The organism is Roseomonas gilardii subsp. gilardii (genome assembly GCF_023078375.1).
GTDB classification, from domain to species: domain Bacteria; phylum Pseudomonadota; class Alphaproteobacteria; order Acetobacterales; family Acetobacteraceae; genus Roseomonas; species Roseomonas gilardii.
Genome location: NZ_CP095554.1, coordinates 1,279,061 through 1,297,564, shown reverse-complemented (window position 1 = coordinate 1,297,564; position 18,504 = coordinate 1,279,061). Strand labels below are relative to the sequence as shown.

14 protein-coding genes and 1 pseudogene are annotated in these 18,504 nt (G+C 71.4%); 12 read left to right on the top strand and 3 right to left on the bottom strand.

The genetic code is table 11. The features are described 5' to 3' along the window. Positions 1 to 169: 169 nt before the first annotated feature. Positions 170 to 1,480, bottom strand: a complete 1,311-nt coding sequence (locus MVG78_RS05875) for a dicarboxylate/amino acid:cation symporter (RefSeq protein ID WP_247559027.1) — start codon at positions 1,478 to 1,480, stop codon at positions 170 to 172. Positions 1,481 to 1,976: 496 nt separating this feature from the next. On the opposite strand from MVG78_RS05875, the gene MVG78_RS05870 reads away from it, so the two are divergent. The 4 genes from MVG78_RS05870 to MVG78_RS05855 all read left to right on the top strand — a co-directional run bounded on the left by MVG78_RS05870 (position 1,977) and on the right by MVG78_RS05855 (position 6,455). After that, entirely contained in the window at positions 1,977 to 3,170 is a 1,194-nt protein-coding gene (locus MVG78_RS05870) for an iron-containing alcohol dehydrogenase (RefSeq protein ID WP_247559025.1), read from the top strand. 30 nt (positions 3,171 to 3,200) lie between these two features. Next, a complete protein-coding gene (gene attM / locus MVG78_RS05865) occupies positions 3,201 to 3,992 on the top strand; it encodes an AttM family quorum-quenching N-acyl homoserine lactonase (RefSeq protein ID WP_247559024.1) in 792 nt (263 codons plus the stop codon). Further along, positions 3,992 to 5,149, top strand: coding sequence for an iron-containing alcohol dehydrogenase (locus tag MVG78_RS05860; RefSeq protein ID WP_247559022.1), 1,158 nt, complete (start codon positions 3,992 to 3,994; stop codon positions 5,147 to 5,149). Before attM ends, MVG78_RS05860 begins: the two co-directional genes overlap by 1 nt. Before the next feature lie 220 nt (positions 5,150 to 5,369). Next, positions 5,370 to 6,455 carry a siderophore-interacting protein gene (locus MVG78_RS05855; protein WP_247559020.1) on the top strand — a complete coding sequence of 362 codons (1,086 nt, stop codon included), beginning with the start codon at positions 5,370 to 5,372 and terminating at the stop codon, positions 6,453 to 6,455. Positions 6,456 to 6,531: 76 nt separating this feature from the next. Here MVG78_RS05855 and purD read toward each other — a convergent pair whose 3' ends face one another. Then, on the bottom strand, positions 6,532 to 7,809 hold the full coding sequence (gene purD / locus MVG78_RS05850) for a phosphoribosylamine--glycine ligase (RefSeq protein ID WP_247559018.1): 1,278 nt from the start codon (positions 7,807 to 7,809) through the stop codon (positions 6,532 to 6,534). Positions 7,810 to 7,893: 84 nt separating this feature from the next. Here purD and xseA point away from each other — a divergent pair, with 84 nt between their 5' ends. Further along, the gene (gene xseA / locus MVG78_RS05845) at positions 7,894 to 9,363 is read left to right on the top strand and encodes an exodeoxyribonuclease VII large subunit (RefSeq protein WP_247559016.1); all 1,470 of its coding nucleotides are present in this window, start codon (positions 7,894 to 7,896) and stop codon (positions 9,361 to 9,363) included. After that, positions 9,360 to 10,199: a M23 family metallopeptidase gene (locus tag MVG78_RS05840; RefSeq protein WP_247559014.1), complete on the top strand. Its 840-nt coding sequence runs from the start codon at positions 9,360 to 9,362 to the stop codon at positions 10,197 to 10,199. Before xseA ends, MVG78_RS05840 begins: the two co-directional genes overlap by 4 nt. Positions 10,200 to 10,223: 24 nt before the next feature. Here MVG78_RS05840 and MVG78_RS05835 read toward each other — a convergent pair whose 3' ends face one another. Beyond that, the gene (locus tag MVG78_RS05835) at positions 10,224 to 11,750 is read right to left on the bottom strand and encodes a sensor histidine kinase (RefSeq protein WP_247559012.1); all 1,527 of its coding nucleotides are present in this window, start codon (positions 11,748 to 11,750) and stop codon (positions 10,224 to 10,226) included. Positions 11,751 to 12,041: 291 nt separating this feature from the next. Between MVG78_RS05835 and MVG78_RS05830 the strand changes: the two are divergent. The 6 genes and pseudogenes from MVG78_RS05830 to MVG78_RS05805 form a co-directional block, all read left to right on the top strand. After that, positions 12,042 to 12,815: pseudogene (locus tag MVG78_RS05830) on the top strand (LysR substrate-binding domain-containing protein); the annotation flags it as partial. A 196-nt stretch (positions 12,816 to 13,011) separates the two neighbouring features. Then, positions 13,012 to 14,475 carry an NAD(P)-binding domain-containing protein gene (locus MVG78_RS05825; RefSeq protein ID WP_247559010.1) on the top strand — a complete coding sequence of 488 codons (1,464 nt, stop codon included), beginning with the start codon at positions 13,012 to 13,014 and terminating at the stop codon, positions 14,473 to 14,475. 78 nt (positions 14,476 to 14,553) lie between these two features. Next, entirely contained in the window at positions 14,554 to 16,137 is a 1,584-nt protein-coding gene (locus MVG78_RS05820; RefSeq protein WP_247559008.1) for an ABC transporter substrate-binding protein, read from the top strand. Further along, positions 16,134 to 16,661: a CMD domain-containing protein gene (locus MVG78_RS05815; protein ID WP_247559006.1), complete on the top strand. Its 528-nt coding sequence runs from the start codon at positions 16,134 to 16,136 to the stop codon at positions 16,659 to 16,661. Before MVG78_RS05820 ends, MVG78_RS05815 begins: the two co-directional genes overlap by 4 nt. Further along, positions 16,658 to 17,230, top strand: coding sequence for a peroxidase-related enzyme (locus MVG78_RS05810; RefSeq protein ID WP_247559004.1), 573 nt, complete (start codon positions 16,658 to 16,660; stop codon positions 17,228 to 17,230). Before MVG78_RS05815 ends, MVG78_RS05810 begins: the two co-directional genes overlap by 4 nt. Before the next feature lie 141 nt (positions 17,231 to 17,371). Further along, positions 17,372 to 18,475: a zinc-binding metallopeptidase family protein gene (locus tag MVG78_RS05805; protein ID WP_247559002.1), complete on the top strand. Its 1,104-nt coding sequence runs from the start codon at positions 17,372 to 17,374 to the stop codon at positions 18,473 to 18,475. Positions 18,476 to 18,504: the final 29 nt, after the last annotated feature.

The following is an 18,504-nucleotide window of genomic DNA, read 5'->3' as shown; positions in this document are numbered from 1 at the left end:
TTCCTGGGCTGGGTGCTGCTGGCTGGCGCTCATCCTCGGCCATGTCGCGATGGCCCTGGTGCACCGCTACCTTTGGCACGACGATGTGCTGGGCCTGATGACGCGCGGCCGCCGCCGGCGCGTCTGAAGCGCTTCCTGCGACGGCCGCCCGCCGGAGGGGCGGCTTCCGTCAGGCCACCGGAGCCGTGGCGGATTCCCGCGTTTCAGCCTCGTCGAAGGTACCGGGCGGCGGTTCCGGCAATGGCTCGGAGCCGGGCTCCGGCGTCCGGTCCCCCTCCCACTTGCCGACCACCGCCGCCGCCAGGGAATTGCCGATGACGTTGGTGGCGGAACGGCCCATGTCCAGGAACTGGTCGATGCCGATGATCAGCAGCAGCCCGGCCTCGGGGATGTTGAAGGTGGAGAGCGTGGCCGCGATCACCACCAGCGAGGCGCGCGGCACGCCCGCCATGCCCTTGCTGGTCAGCATGAGCACCAGCAGCATGACCGCCTGCTGCCCCCAGGTGAGGTCGATATTATAAGCCTGGGCGATGAAAACGACGGCGAAGGTGCAGTACATCATCGAGCCGTCGAGGTTGAAGGAATAGCCCAGCGGCAGCACGAAGCTGATCACCTTCGGGCTCACGCCGAAGCGCGCGAGCTGCTCCATCAGGCGCGGATAGGCGGCCTCGCTGCTCGCAGTGCTGAAGGCCAGCAGGAAGGGCTGCCGCACCAGCGAGACCAGCTCGATCACCCGCCGCCCGAAGAACAGGAAGCCCACCGCCGTCAGCAGGCTCCAGAGGATCGCCAGGCCGAGATAGAACTCCGCCACGAACTTGCCGTAGGTGTAGAGGATGCCCAGCCCCTGCGTGGTCACGATCGCCGCCATGGAGGCGAAGACCGCCAGCGGCGCCATCATCATGACATAGCCGGTGACACGCAGGATGATGTGCGAGAGCGCCTCGATCCACTGCACGACGGGGCGCGCCTTCTCCCCCAGCGCGGCGGCGGCCACGCCGAAGAGCAGCGAGAAGACGACGATCTGCAGGATCTCGTTGCGCGCCATGGCATCGAAGATCGAGACGGGCACGAGGTGCGTCACGAAGTCCCGCAGCGTGAGCGAGGAGGCCTGGACGCCGCTCGTCGCCCCGGCCTGGGGCAGCGGCAGGTCCAGGCTGGCCCCCGGCTGGAGGAGGTTGACGAGGAGCAGGCCCAGCAGCAGCGAGACCAGCGAGGCCGTGACGAACCAGAGCATCGCCTTGCCGCCGATCCGCCCCACCGCCCCGACATCGCCCATATGCGCCACGCCCACGACCAGGGTGGAGAAGACCAGCGGCGCGATGATCATCTTGATCAGGCGCAGGAAGATGTCGCTGATCAGCGAGATGTAGCCGGCGATGGCGCGGGAGGTGCCCGGATCGGGCCAGACCTGATGGCAGGCATAGCCGACGCCGATCCCGAGGAGCATGGCGACGAGGATATAGGTGGTCAGTCTCTGCATGGTCTGGTCTGTCTTCCCCGTTCGGCCGCCTGGAATGGCATGGAGCCCTGAGCGGGTCCTGATAGGAATCACTTCACCGCGATGCCGGAGGTGGTGAATGGAGGATGTCAGGTCCGGTCCGTTCGTGACCGGTCCGCGATCATGGGGATCGCCGGCACCGGGTGTCTTTTGGCTGGCCGGCCCGCCATCCGCAACCATGGCCTCTCCGGCCGCCCCCTTGACAACCCCGGCTGGGCGACATGATCGTCCGGAAGGCGGGCCGGCCCGGGACCACCAGGGGCGGCCCACACAAAACAGAACCGAAACGGTTCGCCCGAGGAAATTGTCGTGTCCCTGACATCCGTGCCCGGTCCCTGAGCCGCCCCGCACAGCCAGCCGTTTCGCATCGCCGGGGACATGTCCGGCGCTGCTCCCGGCCATGGCCGCGTGGTCCCATGCCATCGCCGGACGGAGGCGCCGGGACCGGAATGTCGCGACAGCCCGAACGGAGCCATGCATGCCCACCGGTCCCCTGCCCCCCTTCGAATTCCGCACGGTCCCGTCGATCCAGGTGGAATGGGGCGGCGCGAAACGCCTGGGCGAGATGCTGGCCGCCCGCTTCCCCGGCTCCCTCCCCGGACGCCACATCCTGACGGTGACGGATGCCGGGCTGGTGAAGGCCGGGCTCCTCGGCCCCGTCCAGGCCGGGCTGGAGGCGCAGGGCTTCCGCGTCACCGTCTTCGACAAGGTGGTGGCGGACCCGCCGGAATCCGTCCTCCTCGACTGCGTGCGGCAGGGGCGTGAGGCCGGGGCGGAGATCGTGCTCGGCCTGGGCGGCGGCTCCTCGCTCGACGTCGCCAAGCTGGCCGCCGTGCTGCTGGTCTCGGAGCAGGAGCTGTCGCAGATCTACGGCATCGGCAAGGTGGCGGGCTCCCGCCTGCCGCTGGTGCTGGTGCCCACCACCGCCGGTACGGGGTCGGAGGTCACCAACATCTCCATCCTCACCACCGGCGAGACCACCAAGATGGGGGTGGTGGCGCCGCAGCTCTATGCCGATGCGGTGCTGCTGGATGCGGAGCTGACCCTCGGCCTGCCCGCCCTGCACACCGCCGCCACCGGCATCGACGCCATGGTGCATGCGATCGAGGCCTATACCAGCCGGCACAAGAAGAACCCGCTCTCCGACGCCCTGGCGCGGGAGGCGCTGCGCCTGCTCGGCGGCAACCTCCTCGCCGCCTGCCGCGACGGCCAGGACCGCGCGGCGCGCGAGGCCATGCTGCTCGGCGCCATGCTGGCGGGGCAGGCCTTCACCAATGCGCCGGTCGCGGCGGTGCACGCGCTGGCCTACCCGCTGGGCGGGCACTACCACGTGCCGCACGGCCTCTCCAACGCGCTGATGCTGGGGCCGGTGCTGCGCTTCAACGCCCGCGCCGCCGCACCGCTCTATGCCGAACTGGACACGGTGCTGAACGGCCCCGGCAGCGTCACGGGCACCGGCGGAACGGAAGAACGCGCGATGCACTTCGTGGAGAGCATGCAGCGCCTGATGGATGGCAGCGGCGCGCCGCGCCGGCTGCGCGATGTCGGCGTCACCGACAACAGCCTCGCCATGCTGGCTGCCGATGCGATGAAGCAGACGCGGCTGCTGGTGAACAACCCGGTGGACGTGACGGAGGCCGACGCGCTGGCCCTCTACCGCGAAGCCTTCTGAAGCGCCGAAGACACAGGACAGGGAAACGCCATGAGCGACATCCGCCTCTACATGCTCCAGTCGGGCACGCTGAAGTGCAAGGTCCACAACATCAAGATGAACCAGGGCGACGGCGCACCCTACGAGATCCCCGTCCCCTTCTTCCTGATCACCCATCCGCAGGGCCACACCATCATCGACGGCGGCAATGCCGTGGAGGTCGCCACCGATGCGCGCGGCCACTGGGGCGGGATCTGCGACGTGTACTGGCCGGAGATGAAGCCGGAGGAAGGCTGCGTCGCGCAACTGGAACGCCTGGGCATCAAGCCGCGGGACGTGCGCTTCGTGCTGCAATCCCACCTGCATCTCGACCACACCGGCGCGATCGGCCGCTTCCCGGAGGCCACGCATGTGGTGCAGCGGGCGGAGTACGAATACGCCTTCACCCCCGACTGGTTCGCCGCCGGCGGCTATATCCGCAAGGATTTCGACCGCCCCGGCCTGCGCTGGGAATTCCTGAACGGCACGGCCGACGATCATTTCGACCTCTATGGCGACGGCACGCTCACCACGGTCTTCACTCCGGGCCACGCGCCGGGGCATCAGAGCTTCCTGGTCCGCCTGCCGAGGAGCGGGCCGATGCTGCTGACGGTGGATGCCGCCTACACCACCGACCACTGGGAGGAGAAGGCGCTGCCCGGCTTCCTGGCCTCCACGGTGGACACGGTGCGCTCCGTGCAGAAGCTGCGCCACCTGGCCAGCCGCACCGGGGCGAAGGTGGTGACGGGGCACGACCCCGATGCCTGGCCCGGCTTCCGCAAGGCCCCGGAATACTACGACTGATGCCCGGCTTCACCTTCCTCTCCGTCCCCCGCATCGTCGCGGAGACGGGTGGCCTGGATCGGCTGGGCACGATGATGGCCGGGCTGGGCGCGCGCCGCGTCGCCATCGTCTGCGACCGCGGCATCGTGGAGGGCGGGCTGGCGGCGCGTGCCCGTTCCGCCCTCACCGCCGCCGGCCTCACCGCCCGCGTGCTCGACGGCGTGCAGGCCGATCCACCGGTGGCCGTGGTGCGCGCCACCCTGGCCGCCGCGCGGGACTTCGCGGCGGATGGCGTGGTCGGCCTCGGCGGCGGCAGCTCGCTCGACACGGCGAAGCTGGTGGCGCTGCTGCTGCGCTCCGACCAGGCGATCGAGGATCTCTACGGCCATGACAGGGCGCGCGGGCAACGCGTGCCGCTGATCCAGGTCCCCACCACCGCCGGCACCGGCTCCGAGGTCACCTGGGCCTCGGTCGTCACCAGCGAGCGCAACGAGAAGCAGGCGATCTACGCGCCGCAGCTCCTGCCCGACATCGCCCTGCTGGATGCGGGGCTGACGCTCGGCATGCCGCCACGTGTCACCGCCGCCACCGGCCTGGATGCGATGGTCCATGCCATCGAGGCCCATACCAGCCGCACCCGCAAGAACCCGGTCTCCGATGCGCTGGCGGTGAAGGCACTCTCCCTGCTCGGCGGCAACCTCCGCCGCGTGGTGGCGGATGGCACGGACCTGCCGGCGCGCGAGGCGATGCTGGAAGGCGCGATGCTGGCCGGCATGGCCTTCGTCAACGCCTCCGTCGCGGCGGTGCACGCGCTGTCCTATCCGCTCGGCGCGCGCTTCCATGTGCCACACGGGCACAGCAACGCGCTGGTGATGGGGCCGGTCTTCCGCTTCAACCTGCCCGTGGCGGCGGAAGCCTATGCCGAGCTCGCCCCCTGCCTGCTGCCCGGCCGCCGCTTCGCCAGCGCGGGGGAGGCCGCCGAGGCCTTCGTCACCGCGCTGGAGGAACTCGTCGGCAGTGTCGGCCTCGAAACGCGGATGAGCCAGCTTGGCGTCACCGAGGCGGATCTTCCCGGTATGGCGGAGGAGGTGGTCGGCGGACTTCAGCGCCTCCTCGCGAACAACCCGCGCGACATGACGCGCGAGGATGTCGTCGCGATGTACCGCGCGGTGCTGTAGTGAGAGGCAGGATCGTCCTGATCCCCGGGGAGCCGGCGAGCAACCCGCTTTCCCAGGGAAGGCGAAGCCCGCGCTCCCGCCACACCCAACGCTCCGGAAGGTGGTTGCGGAGGGCCGCCTCAGGTTCTATTGATAATAATTATCATTTGAAGGCCGGCACCCCATGCCGGCACGTCACGACAAGTCCCGTGCGGACAAGTCCTATCCCAGGGCCCCGAAAATGAACGCGATCACGACCCTGCGTGCCCGCACCCGGATCGAACTTCCGGACCCGCCGCGGCAGTTCGAACGGCTCTGCGAGCATCTGGGCGACTACGGCGCCACCGTGCGGCGGGAGGAGGGCCTCGCCCGGATCTCGCACCGCCTGGGCCGCACCGTGATGGCGGTCGAGGGCCGGGCGCTGAGCTTCGACGTCTCCTCCGGGGATGCCGCCTCCCTTTCCATGCTGCGCGGCCTCCTGGCCTGGTATGTGGAACATCTCGAAGAGGGGCTGAAGCCGGACTTCGCCTGGAGCGGCGACGGCTGCGACACGGCGCAGCTCCCCTATTTCCGCGCCATGCGCGTGGTCTCCAACCACGCCGTCACGCCGCATATGCGCCGCATCCGCCTGACGGGGCCGGACCTGGCGCGCTTCGCGGTGGGCGGCCTGCACCTGCGCCTGCTGATCCCACCGCCGGGCGTGCCGGACCCCGAATGGCCCGTCGCCGGCCCGAACGGCGCGCCTGTCTGGCCGCAAGGGCCACGCGCCGCCATCCCGCGCGTCTACACCATCCGCCGCATCGACCCCGCCGCCGGCTGGATGGATGTGGACATGGTCGTGCATGGCGAGGAGGAGGACGATGCCGGCTCGGGCCCCGGCTCACGCTGGGCGCTGGGGGCAAAGTCGGGCGACCCGGTCGGCATCCTCGGCCCCGGCGGTGGCGAGGGGCCGGTGGCGGACTGGGTGGTCCTGGCCGGTGACGAGACCGCCCTGCCCGCCATTGGCCGCATCCTGGAGGAACTGCCCCCCGAGGCGCGCGGCACCGCCCTGGTCGAGGTCGCGGAGGCACGGGAGGAACAGGATCTGATCCACCCGCCCGGCGTCGAGCTGCGCTGGCTGCACCGCAACGGCCTGCCCGCGGGCACGCCCAACCTCCTGCCCGCCGCCCTGCGCGCCTTGCGCTGGCCCGAAAGCGGCAGCATCGCCGCCTGGGCCGCCGCCGAGTTCCAGGTCGCCCAGTCCATGCGCTGCCACCTGCGCGACGAACGGGGGCTGGACAAGGATCGTTGCTACTGCGCCGCCTACTGGCGGCGGGAACGCGGCTGAGGACGGAGGCTCCGGCACCCCGCCCGGCGCCGCGCCCGGGGCCCTCCCCCGGGGCCGGAGCCGCGGGCGCCGGCGATCACCCCGCCCCGAGGGCCCGCCAGCCGATATCGCGGCGGCAGAAGCCCTCCGGCCAGTCCAGCGCATCCACGGCGGCGTAGGCGGCGTCGCGGGCCTCGCGCAGCGTCGGCGCGGTGGCGGTGATGCCCAGCACGCGCCCACCGGTGGCAAGGACCTCGCCGCCCGGCCCGGCGGAGGTGCCGGCGTGATAGACCACCACGCCCGGCACGGCCCCGGCCTCGTCCAGCCCACGGATCGCCGTGTTCTTCACATAGGAACCCGGATAGCCGCGCGCCGCCATGACCACGACCATGGCCGGGTCGGGCGACCAGCGCAGGCCGAAATCCTTCAGTTCCCCATCGCAGGCGGCGAGCAGCGCGGCCAGCAGGTCGGAACGCAGCCGCGTCATCAGCACCTGGCATTCCGGGTCGCCGAAGCGGACATTGAACTCGATCAGCTTCGGCCCCTGCGCCGTCAGCATCAGCCCGGCGAAGAGCACGCCGCGGAAGGGCGTGCCGCGCCGCGCCATCTCCGCCAGGGTCGGCCGGACGATCCGCTCCATGGCCTCGGCCTGGAGCGCCTCGGTGAAGGCCGGGGCGGGAGAGTAGGCGCCCATGCCGCCGGTGTTCGGCCCGGTGTCGCCGTCACCCACGCGCTTGTGGTCCTGCGCCCCCACCAGCGGCAGGGCATGGGTGCCGTCGCAGAGGGCGAAGAAGGAGACCTCCTCGCCGATCAGGCATTCCTCGACCAGGATGGAGGCCCCCGCCGCGCCATGGATGCCGCCATCCAGCATGTCGGTGATGGCGGCCTCCGCCTCCGCCAGCGTGGCGGCCACCACCACGCCCTTGCCGGCGGCGAGGCCATCGGCCTTGATCACGATCGGCGCACCCTTCGCCCGCACATAGGCCAGGGCCTCGGCGCTGTCGGTGAAACGGGCCCATTCGGCCCCCGGCACCCCGGCGGCCCCGGTCACCTCGCGGGTGAAGCTCTTGGAGCCTTCCAGCCGCGCCGCGGCGGCAGAGGGGCCGAAGCAGCGGATGCCGGCCTCGGCGCAGGCATCGGCCAAGCCCAGGGTCAGCGGCGCCTCGGGGCCGGCCACCACGAGGTCCACGCCCTTCTCCTTCGCCAGCGCGACCTGCCCGGCGACATCCTCCGCGGCCACGGGGACGCATTCGGCGATCCGCGCGATCCCGGCATTGCCGGGGGCGACCCAGAGCTTCGTCAGCAGGGAGGAATCCAGCAGCTTCCGGGCCAGGGCATGTTCCCGCCCCCCGCCGCCCACCAGCAGCACCTTCATCGCGCGATCTCCACCAGCCCGCCCGGCACCCCGCAAAGGGCCCGGCTTTGTCCGTCGCCCCGGCGCGTAGCATAATGGGCGGCGATGAGCGAAACCGCCGCCCCCTCCCGGACCTCCAACATCCCCGAATACACCGTGGCCGAGATTTCGGGCGCGGTGAAGCGCACGCTGGAGGGCACCTTCGGCCGCGTCCGCATCCGGGGCGAGGTCACGGAATGCCGCCCCTATGGCGCCAACCGCTTCTACTTCTCGCTGAAGGACGAGGGCGGGCAGATCCGCGCGGTGATCTGGGCCTGGAGCGCCGGCCGCACCGGTCTCAGGCCCGAGAACGGCACCGAGGTGATCGCGACCGGCAAGATCACCGCCTATGGCGACCGCTCGACCTACCAGATCGTGGTGGACCGGCTGGACTATGCCGGGGAGGGCGCGCTGCTCGCCCGGGTGGAACGGCTGCGCAAGGCGCTGGAGGCCGAGGGCCTTTTCGGCGAGGAGCGCAAGCGCCCCCTCCCCAGCTTCCCGCGCGTGATCGGCGTGGTGACCAGCGCCCAGGGCGCGGTGATCCAGGATATCCGCACCACCCTGCTGCGGCGCTTCCCCTCGCGCATCCTCCTCTGGCCGGTGGCGGTGCAGGGCGTCGGCGCGGCGGAGCAGGTCGCCTCGGCCATCGCCGGCTTCAACGCCCTGCCGGACGGTTTCCCGCGCCCCGACGTGCTGATCGTGGCGCGCGGTGGCGGCTCGCTGGAGGACCTGATGGCCTTCAACGAGGAGGCCGTGGTCCGCGCCGCCGCCGCCAGCCATATCCCGCTGATCTCGGCCGTGGGGCACGAGACGGACACGACGCTGATCGACTTCGCCTCCGACCGGCGCGCACCCACCCCCACCGCCGCCGCCGAACTCGCCGTGCCCTCCCGCACCGAGCTTCTGGCCCAGGTGCAGCAGCGCGCCCTGCGCCTGACCCGCGCCGGGCAATCGCATCTGGACCAGGTGCGCTACCGCCTCGCCCGCGCCGCCGCCGCGCTGCCGGACCTGCCGGGGATGCTGCTCAACGCCCGGCAGCGCCTCGACGACCGGGGGGAGCGTCTTTCCCTGGCGCCGCGCGTGCTGCTGCGCGACCGCCGGGCGCGGCTGAACGATGCCGCCGCCCGCCTGCTGCACCCGCGGGAGATGCTGGCCGCCCGCCGCTCCCGGCTGCAACTCCTCGAAGCCCGCTCCGGCGCCGCCGTGGCCCGGGTGCTGGACCGTGCGGCGCGGCAGTTCGCCCGCCTGCCCGACCCGACCCCGCGCCTGCGCTTCCGCCTGCGGGAGGCGAGGCTGGGGCTGGAAGGGCTGTCCGCCCGGCTGGAAGGCGCCTCCTACCAGGGGCTGCTGGAACGCGGCTTCGCCCTGGTGCGCGATGCCGATGGCCATCCCGTCACCCGCGCGGCCCAGGTCGATCCCGGCGCCCGGCTGCAGATCGAATTCGCCGATGGCGTCATCGAGGCCACCGACACCAGGGGCGCCGCCCCGCGCCGTCCCCGTGCCGCCACCCCCAAGGACCAGGGCTCCCTGCTGTGATCGCGCGCCGCCTCCTCCTGCCCCTGCCGGCCCTGTTGCTCACCCGCTGCGCCGGCTCCGCCGAGCCCCGGCCCGCCGCCGCATCCGCGCCGGTCCTGGAACTGGACCCGGCCGGGCTGACCCAGGGCGGCTTCGTCGCCGGCCGCACCGCGCCGGGCACGCGCCTCACACTGGAGGGCAAGCCGGTGCCGGTCTCGGCGGATGGTCATTTCGCGCTGGGCTTCTATCGCGATGCCGGGCCGCAGGCGGCACTGGCCATCACGCCCCCCGGTGGCCGCACCGAAATCCGCCACCTCGCCATCGCGCCCCGGCACTGGGACATCCAGCGGCTGAACGGCCTCCCGCCCCGGCAGGTCACGCCGAACGCGCAGGACCTCGCCCGCATCCGGGCCGAGCAGGTGCGGATCAACGCCGCCCGCGCGGTGGAAACCCCGGTGGCGCTCTACGCATCCGGCTTCGACTGGCCCGCCCGGGGCCGCATCAGCGGCGTCTATGGCAGCCAGCGCATCCTGAACGGGGAGCCGCGCGCGCCGCATCTGGGGCTGGACATCGCCGTGCCCACCGGCACCCCGGTTGCCCCGATGGCGCCGGGCCGCGTGACCCTGGCGGCCAATCTCTACTTCACCGGCAACACGCTGATCGTCGAGCACGGCCAGGGCGTGGCCAGCCTCTACGCCCATCTGTCGCACATCGATGTCCGGGAGGGGCAGGAGGTGGCGCGGGGCGAAACCATGGCGCTGTCCGGCGCCACCGGCCGCGTGACTGGCCCGCATCTGCATCTGGGCTTCTTCGTCCGGGGCGTCTCGATCGATCCCGGGCCCGTGCTGGGGGTGTAGCTCCCCTCCCGGGCCGGGGCGGCGTCAGCCCAGCGGCATCTCCACCACGATCCGGCCCCAGGACACGCCGCGATCCACGCGGATGCCGTCTGGCTTGCGGGCCAGGGTCAGCAACAGGCGCATGCCGAGGCCCCGGCTGCGGATCGGGTCGAAATCCGCCGGGAAGCCCCGGCCTTCATCCTCGACCACGATCCGCGCCATCCCATCGAGCGGCCGGACCGAGACGGAAACCGTGCCGCGCCCGTATTTCAGCGCATTGGTCACCAGCTCGGTGACGATCAGCCCCAGGGATGTCAGCTTGTCCGGCGACAGCATCAGGGATTCCGTCGAAAGGCGGATATGGCGGCCGGCGCTCTCGTCCGACAGGCTGCCCCGGAGGTCCTCCAGCAGCCCGCCGAGATAGGTGGCGAGATCCGCCTCGGTGACATCATTGCCCTCATAGAGCCGCTTGTGCACCGCCGCGATGGTCAGCACCCGGCGGGCGGCCTCGCCCAGATGCTCCCGCGCGCTGCCGTCGTTCACATGCCCCGCCTGGAGCTGGAGCAGGGTGTGCACGAGCTGCAGGCTGTTGCGGATGCGGTGATGCACCTCGCGCATCAGCAGGTCCTGCTGCCGCAGCAGCGCGTCCTTGGCTTCGATGGCCTTCACCCGGTCCGTGACATCGCGCGAGATGGCGACGAACTGATCGTCCTCGCCATGCCCGCCCAAGGGCGCCACCAGCACGTCCCACCATTTCGGCGTGCCCTTGGCCGTGGGGCAGAACGCCTCGAAATGCCCGATCCCGTCGCGGCGAGCCTCCTGGATCGCGGCGCGGACACGCTCCGCCTGCGCGCTGGGCCACAGCGTCTCCCAGGGGCGTTCCGCGACCTTGGCGAAATCGTCGATCTCCATGAGGCACATGCCGTTCCGGTTCATGCGCATCAGCGTGCCGTCGCCCCGCAGCACCTTGATGCAGTCGGGGCTGCCCTCGAAGACGCTCTGGAGCAGCGCCTCGCTGCGCGTGAGCGCCATCTGGCGCGCCTGCCGGTCCACCACCGCCGCGATCACATTGGCCAGGGCCTGGAGGAAGGCGATGTCGCGCGGCTCGAAATCCGTGCGGTCGCCGCTGTCCACCTCCAGCACACCATAGGGCACGGCCTGGCCGCTGCCGATCAGCACGTTCAGCGCGCGCCTGATCCCGTGCTCCACCAGCAGGGCGGGTGTGCGGAAGCGGGCCTCCTCCGTCAGGTGGTTGGAGATCACGGGCCGGCCGGTGCGGAAGGCATAGCCCGCGGGGCTTTCCAGATCCGCCCCCAGCCGGGCATGGCCGATGACTCCGGGCCGCCAGCCGACCCCCGCCTGCACCAGGAAGGCGTTCTCCCCCGGCAGGAAGCGCAGGACCTTGGCGAAGGGCACGTCCAGCCCATCGGCCGCCACCCGGCACACCTCGTCCAGCGAGGGCTGCAGGCTGTCGCCCCGGAGGGCGAAGAGGCCGAATTCGGCGATCAGCTCCTGCTGCCGCAGCCTCTGGTCGGCTTCGGCACGCTGGGGCTCCATGTCGGGGGACAGCATGCCCGGGACTCTACACACTCCCCGCGCCGTGGGAACAGGCCAGTATCCGGCTGCCCCATGCCAGGATCGGGCCGCCCATGCGCCACGGCCCTGGCACGGATCGGATGGAGATCGTTTCCACCGCCGAGGCAGCCTCCGGGGGACTCCGGATCTCTTCGGAGCCCGTCTGGAGCAGTTCCTTCCCCCATGGCTCCGCCCCCCGGAAAATGGTCTTGTCTCCGGCACCCCAATCATGATTTTCAGACATGATAGAGCTTGCATTCGAATATTTCCGCATGATCTGATCCGGCCGTGGACCTCCGGCATCTCGAAACCTTCTGCGCCATCATCGCAGGCGGCAGCCTGACCGCGGCGGCGCGCCTGACAGGCCGCTCGCAGCCGGCGATCTCGCGCCAGGTACAGGATCTGGAAACGGCCCTGGGCTTTCCCCTCTTCGAGCGCAACGGCCCCCGCATCACCCCGACCGAGCAGGCCCTGCTCTTCCATGACGAGGTGGAGCCCTCCCTGGCCGGCCTGCGCCGCCTGGAGGAACGGGCCGAGGCCATCGCCCGGGGCGAGCTGGCCTCGCTCGACATCGCCGCCATCCCGGCCCTGGCCACCGGCCTGATCCCCCGGGCCCTGGCGCGGCTGCCGGCGGAGGCGCTGCCCCGCAACCTGGGCCTCGGCGCCGTTCCGGCGGGCGAGGTGGTGCGGCAACTGCTCGACCGCCGCGCCGGGCTGGGCTTCGCCAGCCTGCCGGTGGATCACCAGGGGCTGGACATCCACTGGCTGGGCGAGAGCCGCTGCGTCGCGGTGCTGCCCGCCACCCATCCCCTGGCCGGGGAGCCCTGCCTGCCGCTGCGCGCCCTGGACGGGGAGCGGCTGATCACCGTGGCCGACCCGCACCGCCTGCGCCACCGGATCGAGGCGGCGCTCGCCCGGGCCGGGGCGCGCCCGCGCGGCCTGCTGGCGGTGAATGCCTCCATTCTGGCGGCCTCGGCGGCCCAGGCCGGGCTGGGCGTGGCGCTGATCGACCCGGTGACGGCGCAGGGCCTGCCAGCCGCGGGGCTCGCGGTCCGGCCGCTCGACACGGCGATCCCTTTCTTCTGGAGCGTGCTGACCCCGGCGGCGCGTCCGCCCTCCCCCTCACCCGCCGGGCGATCGAGGCGGCACGCGAGGCGGCGGAGGAGCTGCCGGGTTTCCGCCTCCACCCGCCCCGCTCCATGGACCTGCTGGCCGCCCGCCAGGCGGCCTCTCCCCAAGACGACGAGGAGCCGGCACGATGACCGAGCCCATGCATTCCCGCGCCCAGGCCGTGGCGGAAGCGCCGCATGGCCTTCCGGCCCTGGAGGCGCGGCTGCGCGCCGACCTCGAATGGCTGGAACTGCCCGGCAAGCCCTGGGTCCCGCCCCGGGAGGCGGAGGGAAGGCCGGTCACCGACGTGGCCATCATCGGCGGCGGCATGTGCGGACTGGCGGCCTCGGCGGCGCTGCGCCTGCTCGGCATCGACAACCAGCAGGTGCTGGACCGCGCCCCGGAGGGTGAGGAAGGCCCCTGGGTCACCTGGGCGCGGATGGAGACGCTGCGCTCGCCCAAGACGCTGGCCGGGCCGGCGCTGGGCCTGCCGGCGCTGACCTTCCGCGCCTGGTACGAGGCCCAGCACGGCCGCGCCGCCTGGGACGCGCTGGGCAAGATCCCGCGCCCGATGTGGATGGACTATCTGCGCTGGTACCGCCACGCGATGCAGGTGCCGGTGCGGAACGGCGTCGCCGTCTCCCTCCTCCGCCCGCGCGGCGACGGGCTGATCGCGGTGGAGAACAGCGCCGGCCCCGCCATCCTGGCCCGGCGCGTGGTGCTGGCCACCGGGCGCGACGGCCTCGGCGGCGCCTTCGTGCCGGAGCTGGCCCGGGGGCTCGACAGGCGCTTCTGGGCGCATTCGCGCGATGCCATCGACTTCGCCGCCCTGCGGGGCCGGCGCGTGGCGGTGATCGGCGCCGGCGCCTCGGCCATGGACAATGCCGCGACGGCGCTGGAGGCTGGCGCGGCCAGCCTGGACATGTTCGTCCGGCGCAAGGCCCTGCCCCGCGTCAACAAGTTCACCGGCATCGGCAGCCAGGGCGTGGTGCACGGCTTCGCCGGCCTGCCGGACGAATGGAAGTGGCGCTTCATGCACCATGTCCTGAGCGAGCAGACGCCACCGCCCCGCGACAGCACGCTGCGGGTCTCGCGCCATCCGCAGGCGCGGCTGCATCTCGGCAGCCCGGTCCTGTCGCTGCGCGAGGAGGGTGGCGCGGTGGTGCTGGAAACGCCGCGGGGCCGCCACGCGGTGGATTTCGTGATCTTCGCCACCGGCTTCGGCGTCGATCTGGCGCAGCGGCCGGAACTCGCCCTCGTCGCGGAGGAGATCCGCTTCTGGCGCGACCGCTTCACCCCGGAACCGGGCGAGGAGAACGTCGAGCTGGCCTACTCGCCGGACCTCGCGCCGGATTTCAGCTTCCTGGAGCGGCATCCAGGTGCCTGCCCTGCCCTGTCGCGCATCCACTGCTTCAACTACCCCTCCTCGCTCAGCCACGGGAAGCTGACCGGCGACATCCCCGCCGTCAGCGCCGGGGCGCAGCGCCTCGCCCAGGCCATCGCCCGGCATTTCTTCGTCGAGGACCGGGAGGTCCACTACGACCGGCTGCGCGCCTTCGCGACGCCGGAACTCCTGGGGGATGAATGGGCTCCGGCCGGGGTGGCGGCTTGAGGCGCTTCCTCCGGCACCGGATGATGCCGCCAGCACCTGCGGAAGGCGGGCTCGAAAGCGATGAAGGGATTTCCCGGGATGCAGAGACGACATCTCCTCGCCGGCCTCGGCGCCGCGTCCCTCCTGCCGCTGGCAGGAAGGGCACAGGCGCAGGGCAGCCGGAAGCTGGCCATCGCCTTCGGCGATCCGGTCTCCTCGCTCGATCCGCAGCTGAACAACTTCGCCGGCGACCGGTCGGTGGACCTGCACTTCTTCGACCTGCTGATCGAGAACCGCACCGAGGGCGGGTTGCAGCCGGGGCTGGCCCTGTCCTGGAAGCCGGTGGGCGAGAAGGTCTGGGAATTCACCCTGCGCCCCGGCGTCACCTGGTCGGACGGCAAGCCCTTCACCGCCGATGACGTGGTCTTCTCCTATGCCCGCGCACCGGATGTGCCCGGCAGCACGGCGAGCTTCGCCGGCTATCTCCGCACGGTGGAGACAGTGGAGGCCACGGGCCCGCTGACGCTGCGCGTCACGACCAAGGAGCCGAACCCGCTGCTGCCGCTGAACCTCGCCTCCGTGCATATCGTCAGCCGGCACGCGACCGAGGGCGCGTCGAGCAACGACTTCAACAGCGGCAAGGCGATGGTGGGGACCGGGCCCTATACCTTCGTCTCCTTCACCCCGGGCGAGCGCGTGCGGATGAAGGCGCGGCCCGACCACTGGGGCGGCAGGCCGGAATGGGACGAGGTGGACTACCGCTACATCGCCAGCGCCCCGGCCCGCACCGCGGCGCTGCTGGCGGGCGATGTCGATGTGATCGACAAGGTCTCGGTCTCCGACCTGGCGCAGATCCGCTCCCGCAAGGATGTGGTGCTCTACGCCTATCCCGGCCTGCGGATGCTGCTGCTGCAACCGAGCTTCTCGGAGAAGCCGAGCCCCTTCGCCCTCGCCCAGGACGGCTCGCCCCTGCCGCGGAACCCGATGCTGGACCTGCGGGTGCGGCGCGCGCTCACCATGGCGGTGAACCGCGACGCGCTCTGCGAGCGGCTGATGAACGGCACCGCCACGCCGACCGGGCAATGGATGCCGGAAGGCAGCTTCGGCTACGACCCCTCGATCAAACCACCCGCCTTCGAGCCCGACAAGGCCCGGGCGCTGCTGACCGAGGCGGGCTATCCCGACGGCTTCCAGCTCACCGTCCACCTGCCGAACGACCGCTACGTGCTCGGCCCGCAGGTGGTGCAGGCGGTGGCGCAGATGTGGACGCGCATCGGCGTGAAGACGCAGGTCGAGGCGGTGCCCTGGTCGGTCTATTCCTCCGGCGTGAAGACGGGCGACTACGCCATGACCACGCTGGCCTGGGGCAACGGCACGGGCGAGGGCAGCTACGCGCTGATCAACGTGCTGGGCAGCGTCGATCCCAGGCAGGGGCGCGGCGTGTCCAACTGGGGCCGCTACAGCAATCCGAAGGTGGACCAGGCGCTGGAGGATGCGATGGCCGAGTTCGACGACGCGAAGCGCGAGGCGATCCTGCAGAAGTCGGCGCAGGTGGTGGCCGAGGATGCCGGCATCATCCCGCTCTTCCACTACCAGAATCTCTGGGCGGCGAAGCGGGGCCTGAAGGTCACGCCGCAGACCAGCGACCGTACCACCGCGATGATGGTGAGCCGCACGGCATGAACATGGAAATCCCCGAAACCATTCCCGAAACCATTCCCGATCTGGCTGAGCACCTGCTCGGCATCGACGCGGCCTCGCCGCTCGGGCGGCTGCGGCGTGAGCGCGCCGACATCCTGAAGCATGAGGAAGGCGCCTATCGCGAGCTGGTGCTACCTTCGCAGCCGGGCCAGGTCTCCCGGGCCGAGCGGGCGGCGCTGGCGCTGCGCGGCGCGCTGATCGAGGGCGATACGGCGCTGGCGGCGCATTACCGGGCACTGCTCGCCGCCGCCGGGACAGCGGAGGAGATCACGGCGGCGGAAACCTTCCCCGCCCCCGGAGGCGAGGACCGCCTCGCCGTGCTGTTCCGCTATGCCGACATGGTGGCGCAGCGCCCCGCCGATTGCGGGCAGGCGGAGATCGACCGGCTGCTGGCCATGGGCCTGACCGCGCGCGACGTCGTGGCGGTGACGCAGCTCGTGTCCTTCGTGCCCTATCAGGTGCGCCTGCTCGCCGGGCTGCGCCAGCTTCTGGGAGAGAACGCATGAGCAGGTTCACCATGGAGGAGGTCGGCTGGGAGCCGCGCCTGCCGCCGGTCGAGGAAGCCAGCGCCACCCCGGAACAGATCGCCGCCCTGGATGCCTGCCCGCCGGCGCAGCGTCGTTCGGTCTATTTCCGCACGCTGGTGCATGATCCGGGCTCGCTGGGCGAGCGCGGGGCGCTCTTCACCAAGGTGATGTACGCGCCCAAGGGCCTGCCGCGCGCGGAGCGGGAGCTGGCCACGGCGGTCGTCTCCATCGTCAATGGCTGCGTCTACTGCACCTCGGTGCATGCACGGCGCTTCGTGGAGCTGAGCAAGCAGGAGGCGGTGATGCGCGCCCTGCTGGAGCGCGGCATCGCGGCGGAAGGGCTGGATGCCCGGCAGCGCGCCATCGTGGACTACAGCGCGAAGCTGACCGCCACGCCCCAGGCCATGACGCCCGCCGACCTGGCGCCGCTCCGGGCCGCCGGGCTATCGGATCTGGAGATCCTGGACCTGATCCATGCCGTGGCCATGTTCGCCAATGCGAACCGTCTGATGCAGTCGCTCGGCCGGTCGGTGCCGCCGGAGGCGTGAGGCCGGACCGCCCTGCCGCCCCGGCAGGGCGCCTGCCCGGCGGCCGCCTTTTCCGGCCCTCCCCGGGCCGGCATGGCAGGATCGCGGAAACTCGCGGGGCGGCGGGCGTTGTTGCTCCGATACGGAAGCCGGACGATCGCCATGAAACTTTTCACGTGCCAGGGCTGCGGCCAGGTCCTCTACTTCGAGAACACCGTCTGCGCCCAATGCCAGCGCCGCCTCGGCTACCTCCCGGAGGAGGAGACGATGTCGGCGCTGGAGCCGGATGGCGACACCTGGCAGGCCCTGGGCGCGCGTGACGGGACGCGCCGCCACCTCTTCTGCCGCAATGCCCAGCACGATGTCTGCAACTGGCTGGTCCCGGCGGATTCCGGAGAGGATTTCTGCCTCGCCTGCCGGCACAACCGGATCGTCCCGAACCTCGCCGAACCGGGGAATATCGAGCACTGGCGGGCGCTGGAAGTGGCCAAGCACCGGCTCTTCTACAGCCTGCTGCGCCTGCGCCTGCCGCTGCACACGCGGCAGGAGGACCCGGAGCATGGGCTGGTCTTCGACTTCAAGGAGGACATGGCGGGCACCACCCAGGTCATGACCGGCCATGACGACGGCGTGATCACCATCGCGCTGAAGGAGGCCGACGACGTGCGGCGGGAGGAAATGCGCAAGCATCTGGGCGAGGTGTACCGCACCCTGCTCGGCCATTTCCGGCACGAGGTCGCACATCACTACTGGGACCTGCTGGTGGAACGCGGCACGAATGGCGAACTGGACGCCTTCCGCGCCCTGTTCGGCGACGAGACGCAGGGCTACCAGCAGGCGCTCGACACCTACTACGCCAATGGCGCCCCGGCGGACTGGCAGGAGAACTACGTCAGCGCCTATGCCAGCGCCCATCCCTGGGAGGATTTCGCCGAGACCTGGGCGCATTACCTGCATATCGTGGACACGCTGGAAATGGCCGGGGCCTTCGGCATCAGCGTGCATCCCGCCGAGGTGCCGGATGACGGCTCGCTCAGCGCCGATATCGACTTCGACCCCTACACCGCCGAAACCATCACCGGCATCGTGGAGGCATGGCTGCCGCTCAGCTTCGCGGTGAACAGCCTGAACCGCTCCATGGGCCTGGCGGATCTCTACCCTTTCATCCTCTCCCCCCGCGCCATCGAGAAGCTGGGCTTCGTCCACCGGCTGGTCCGTGGGCAACCGCTGAGCGGGGAAGCGCCCCCGCCTTCCGATCCGGCCTGACCGGACGGGGCGGCGCGGGGCCGGGCCAG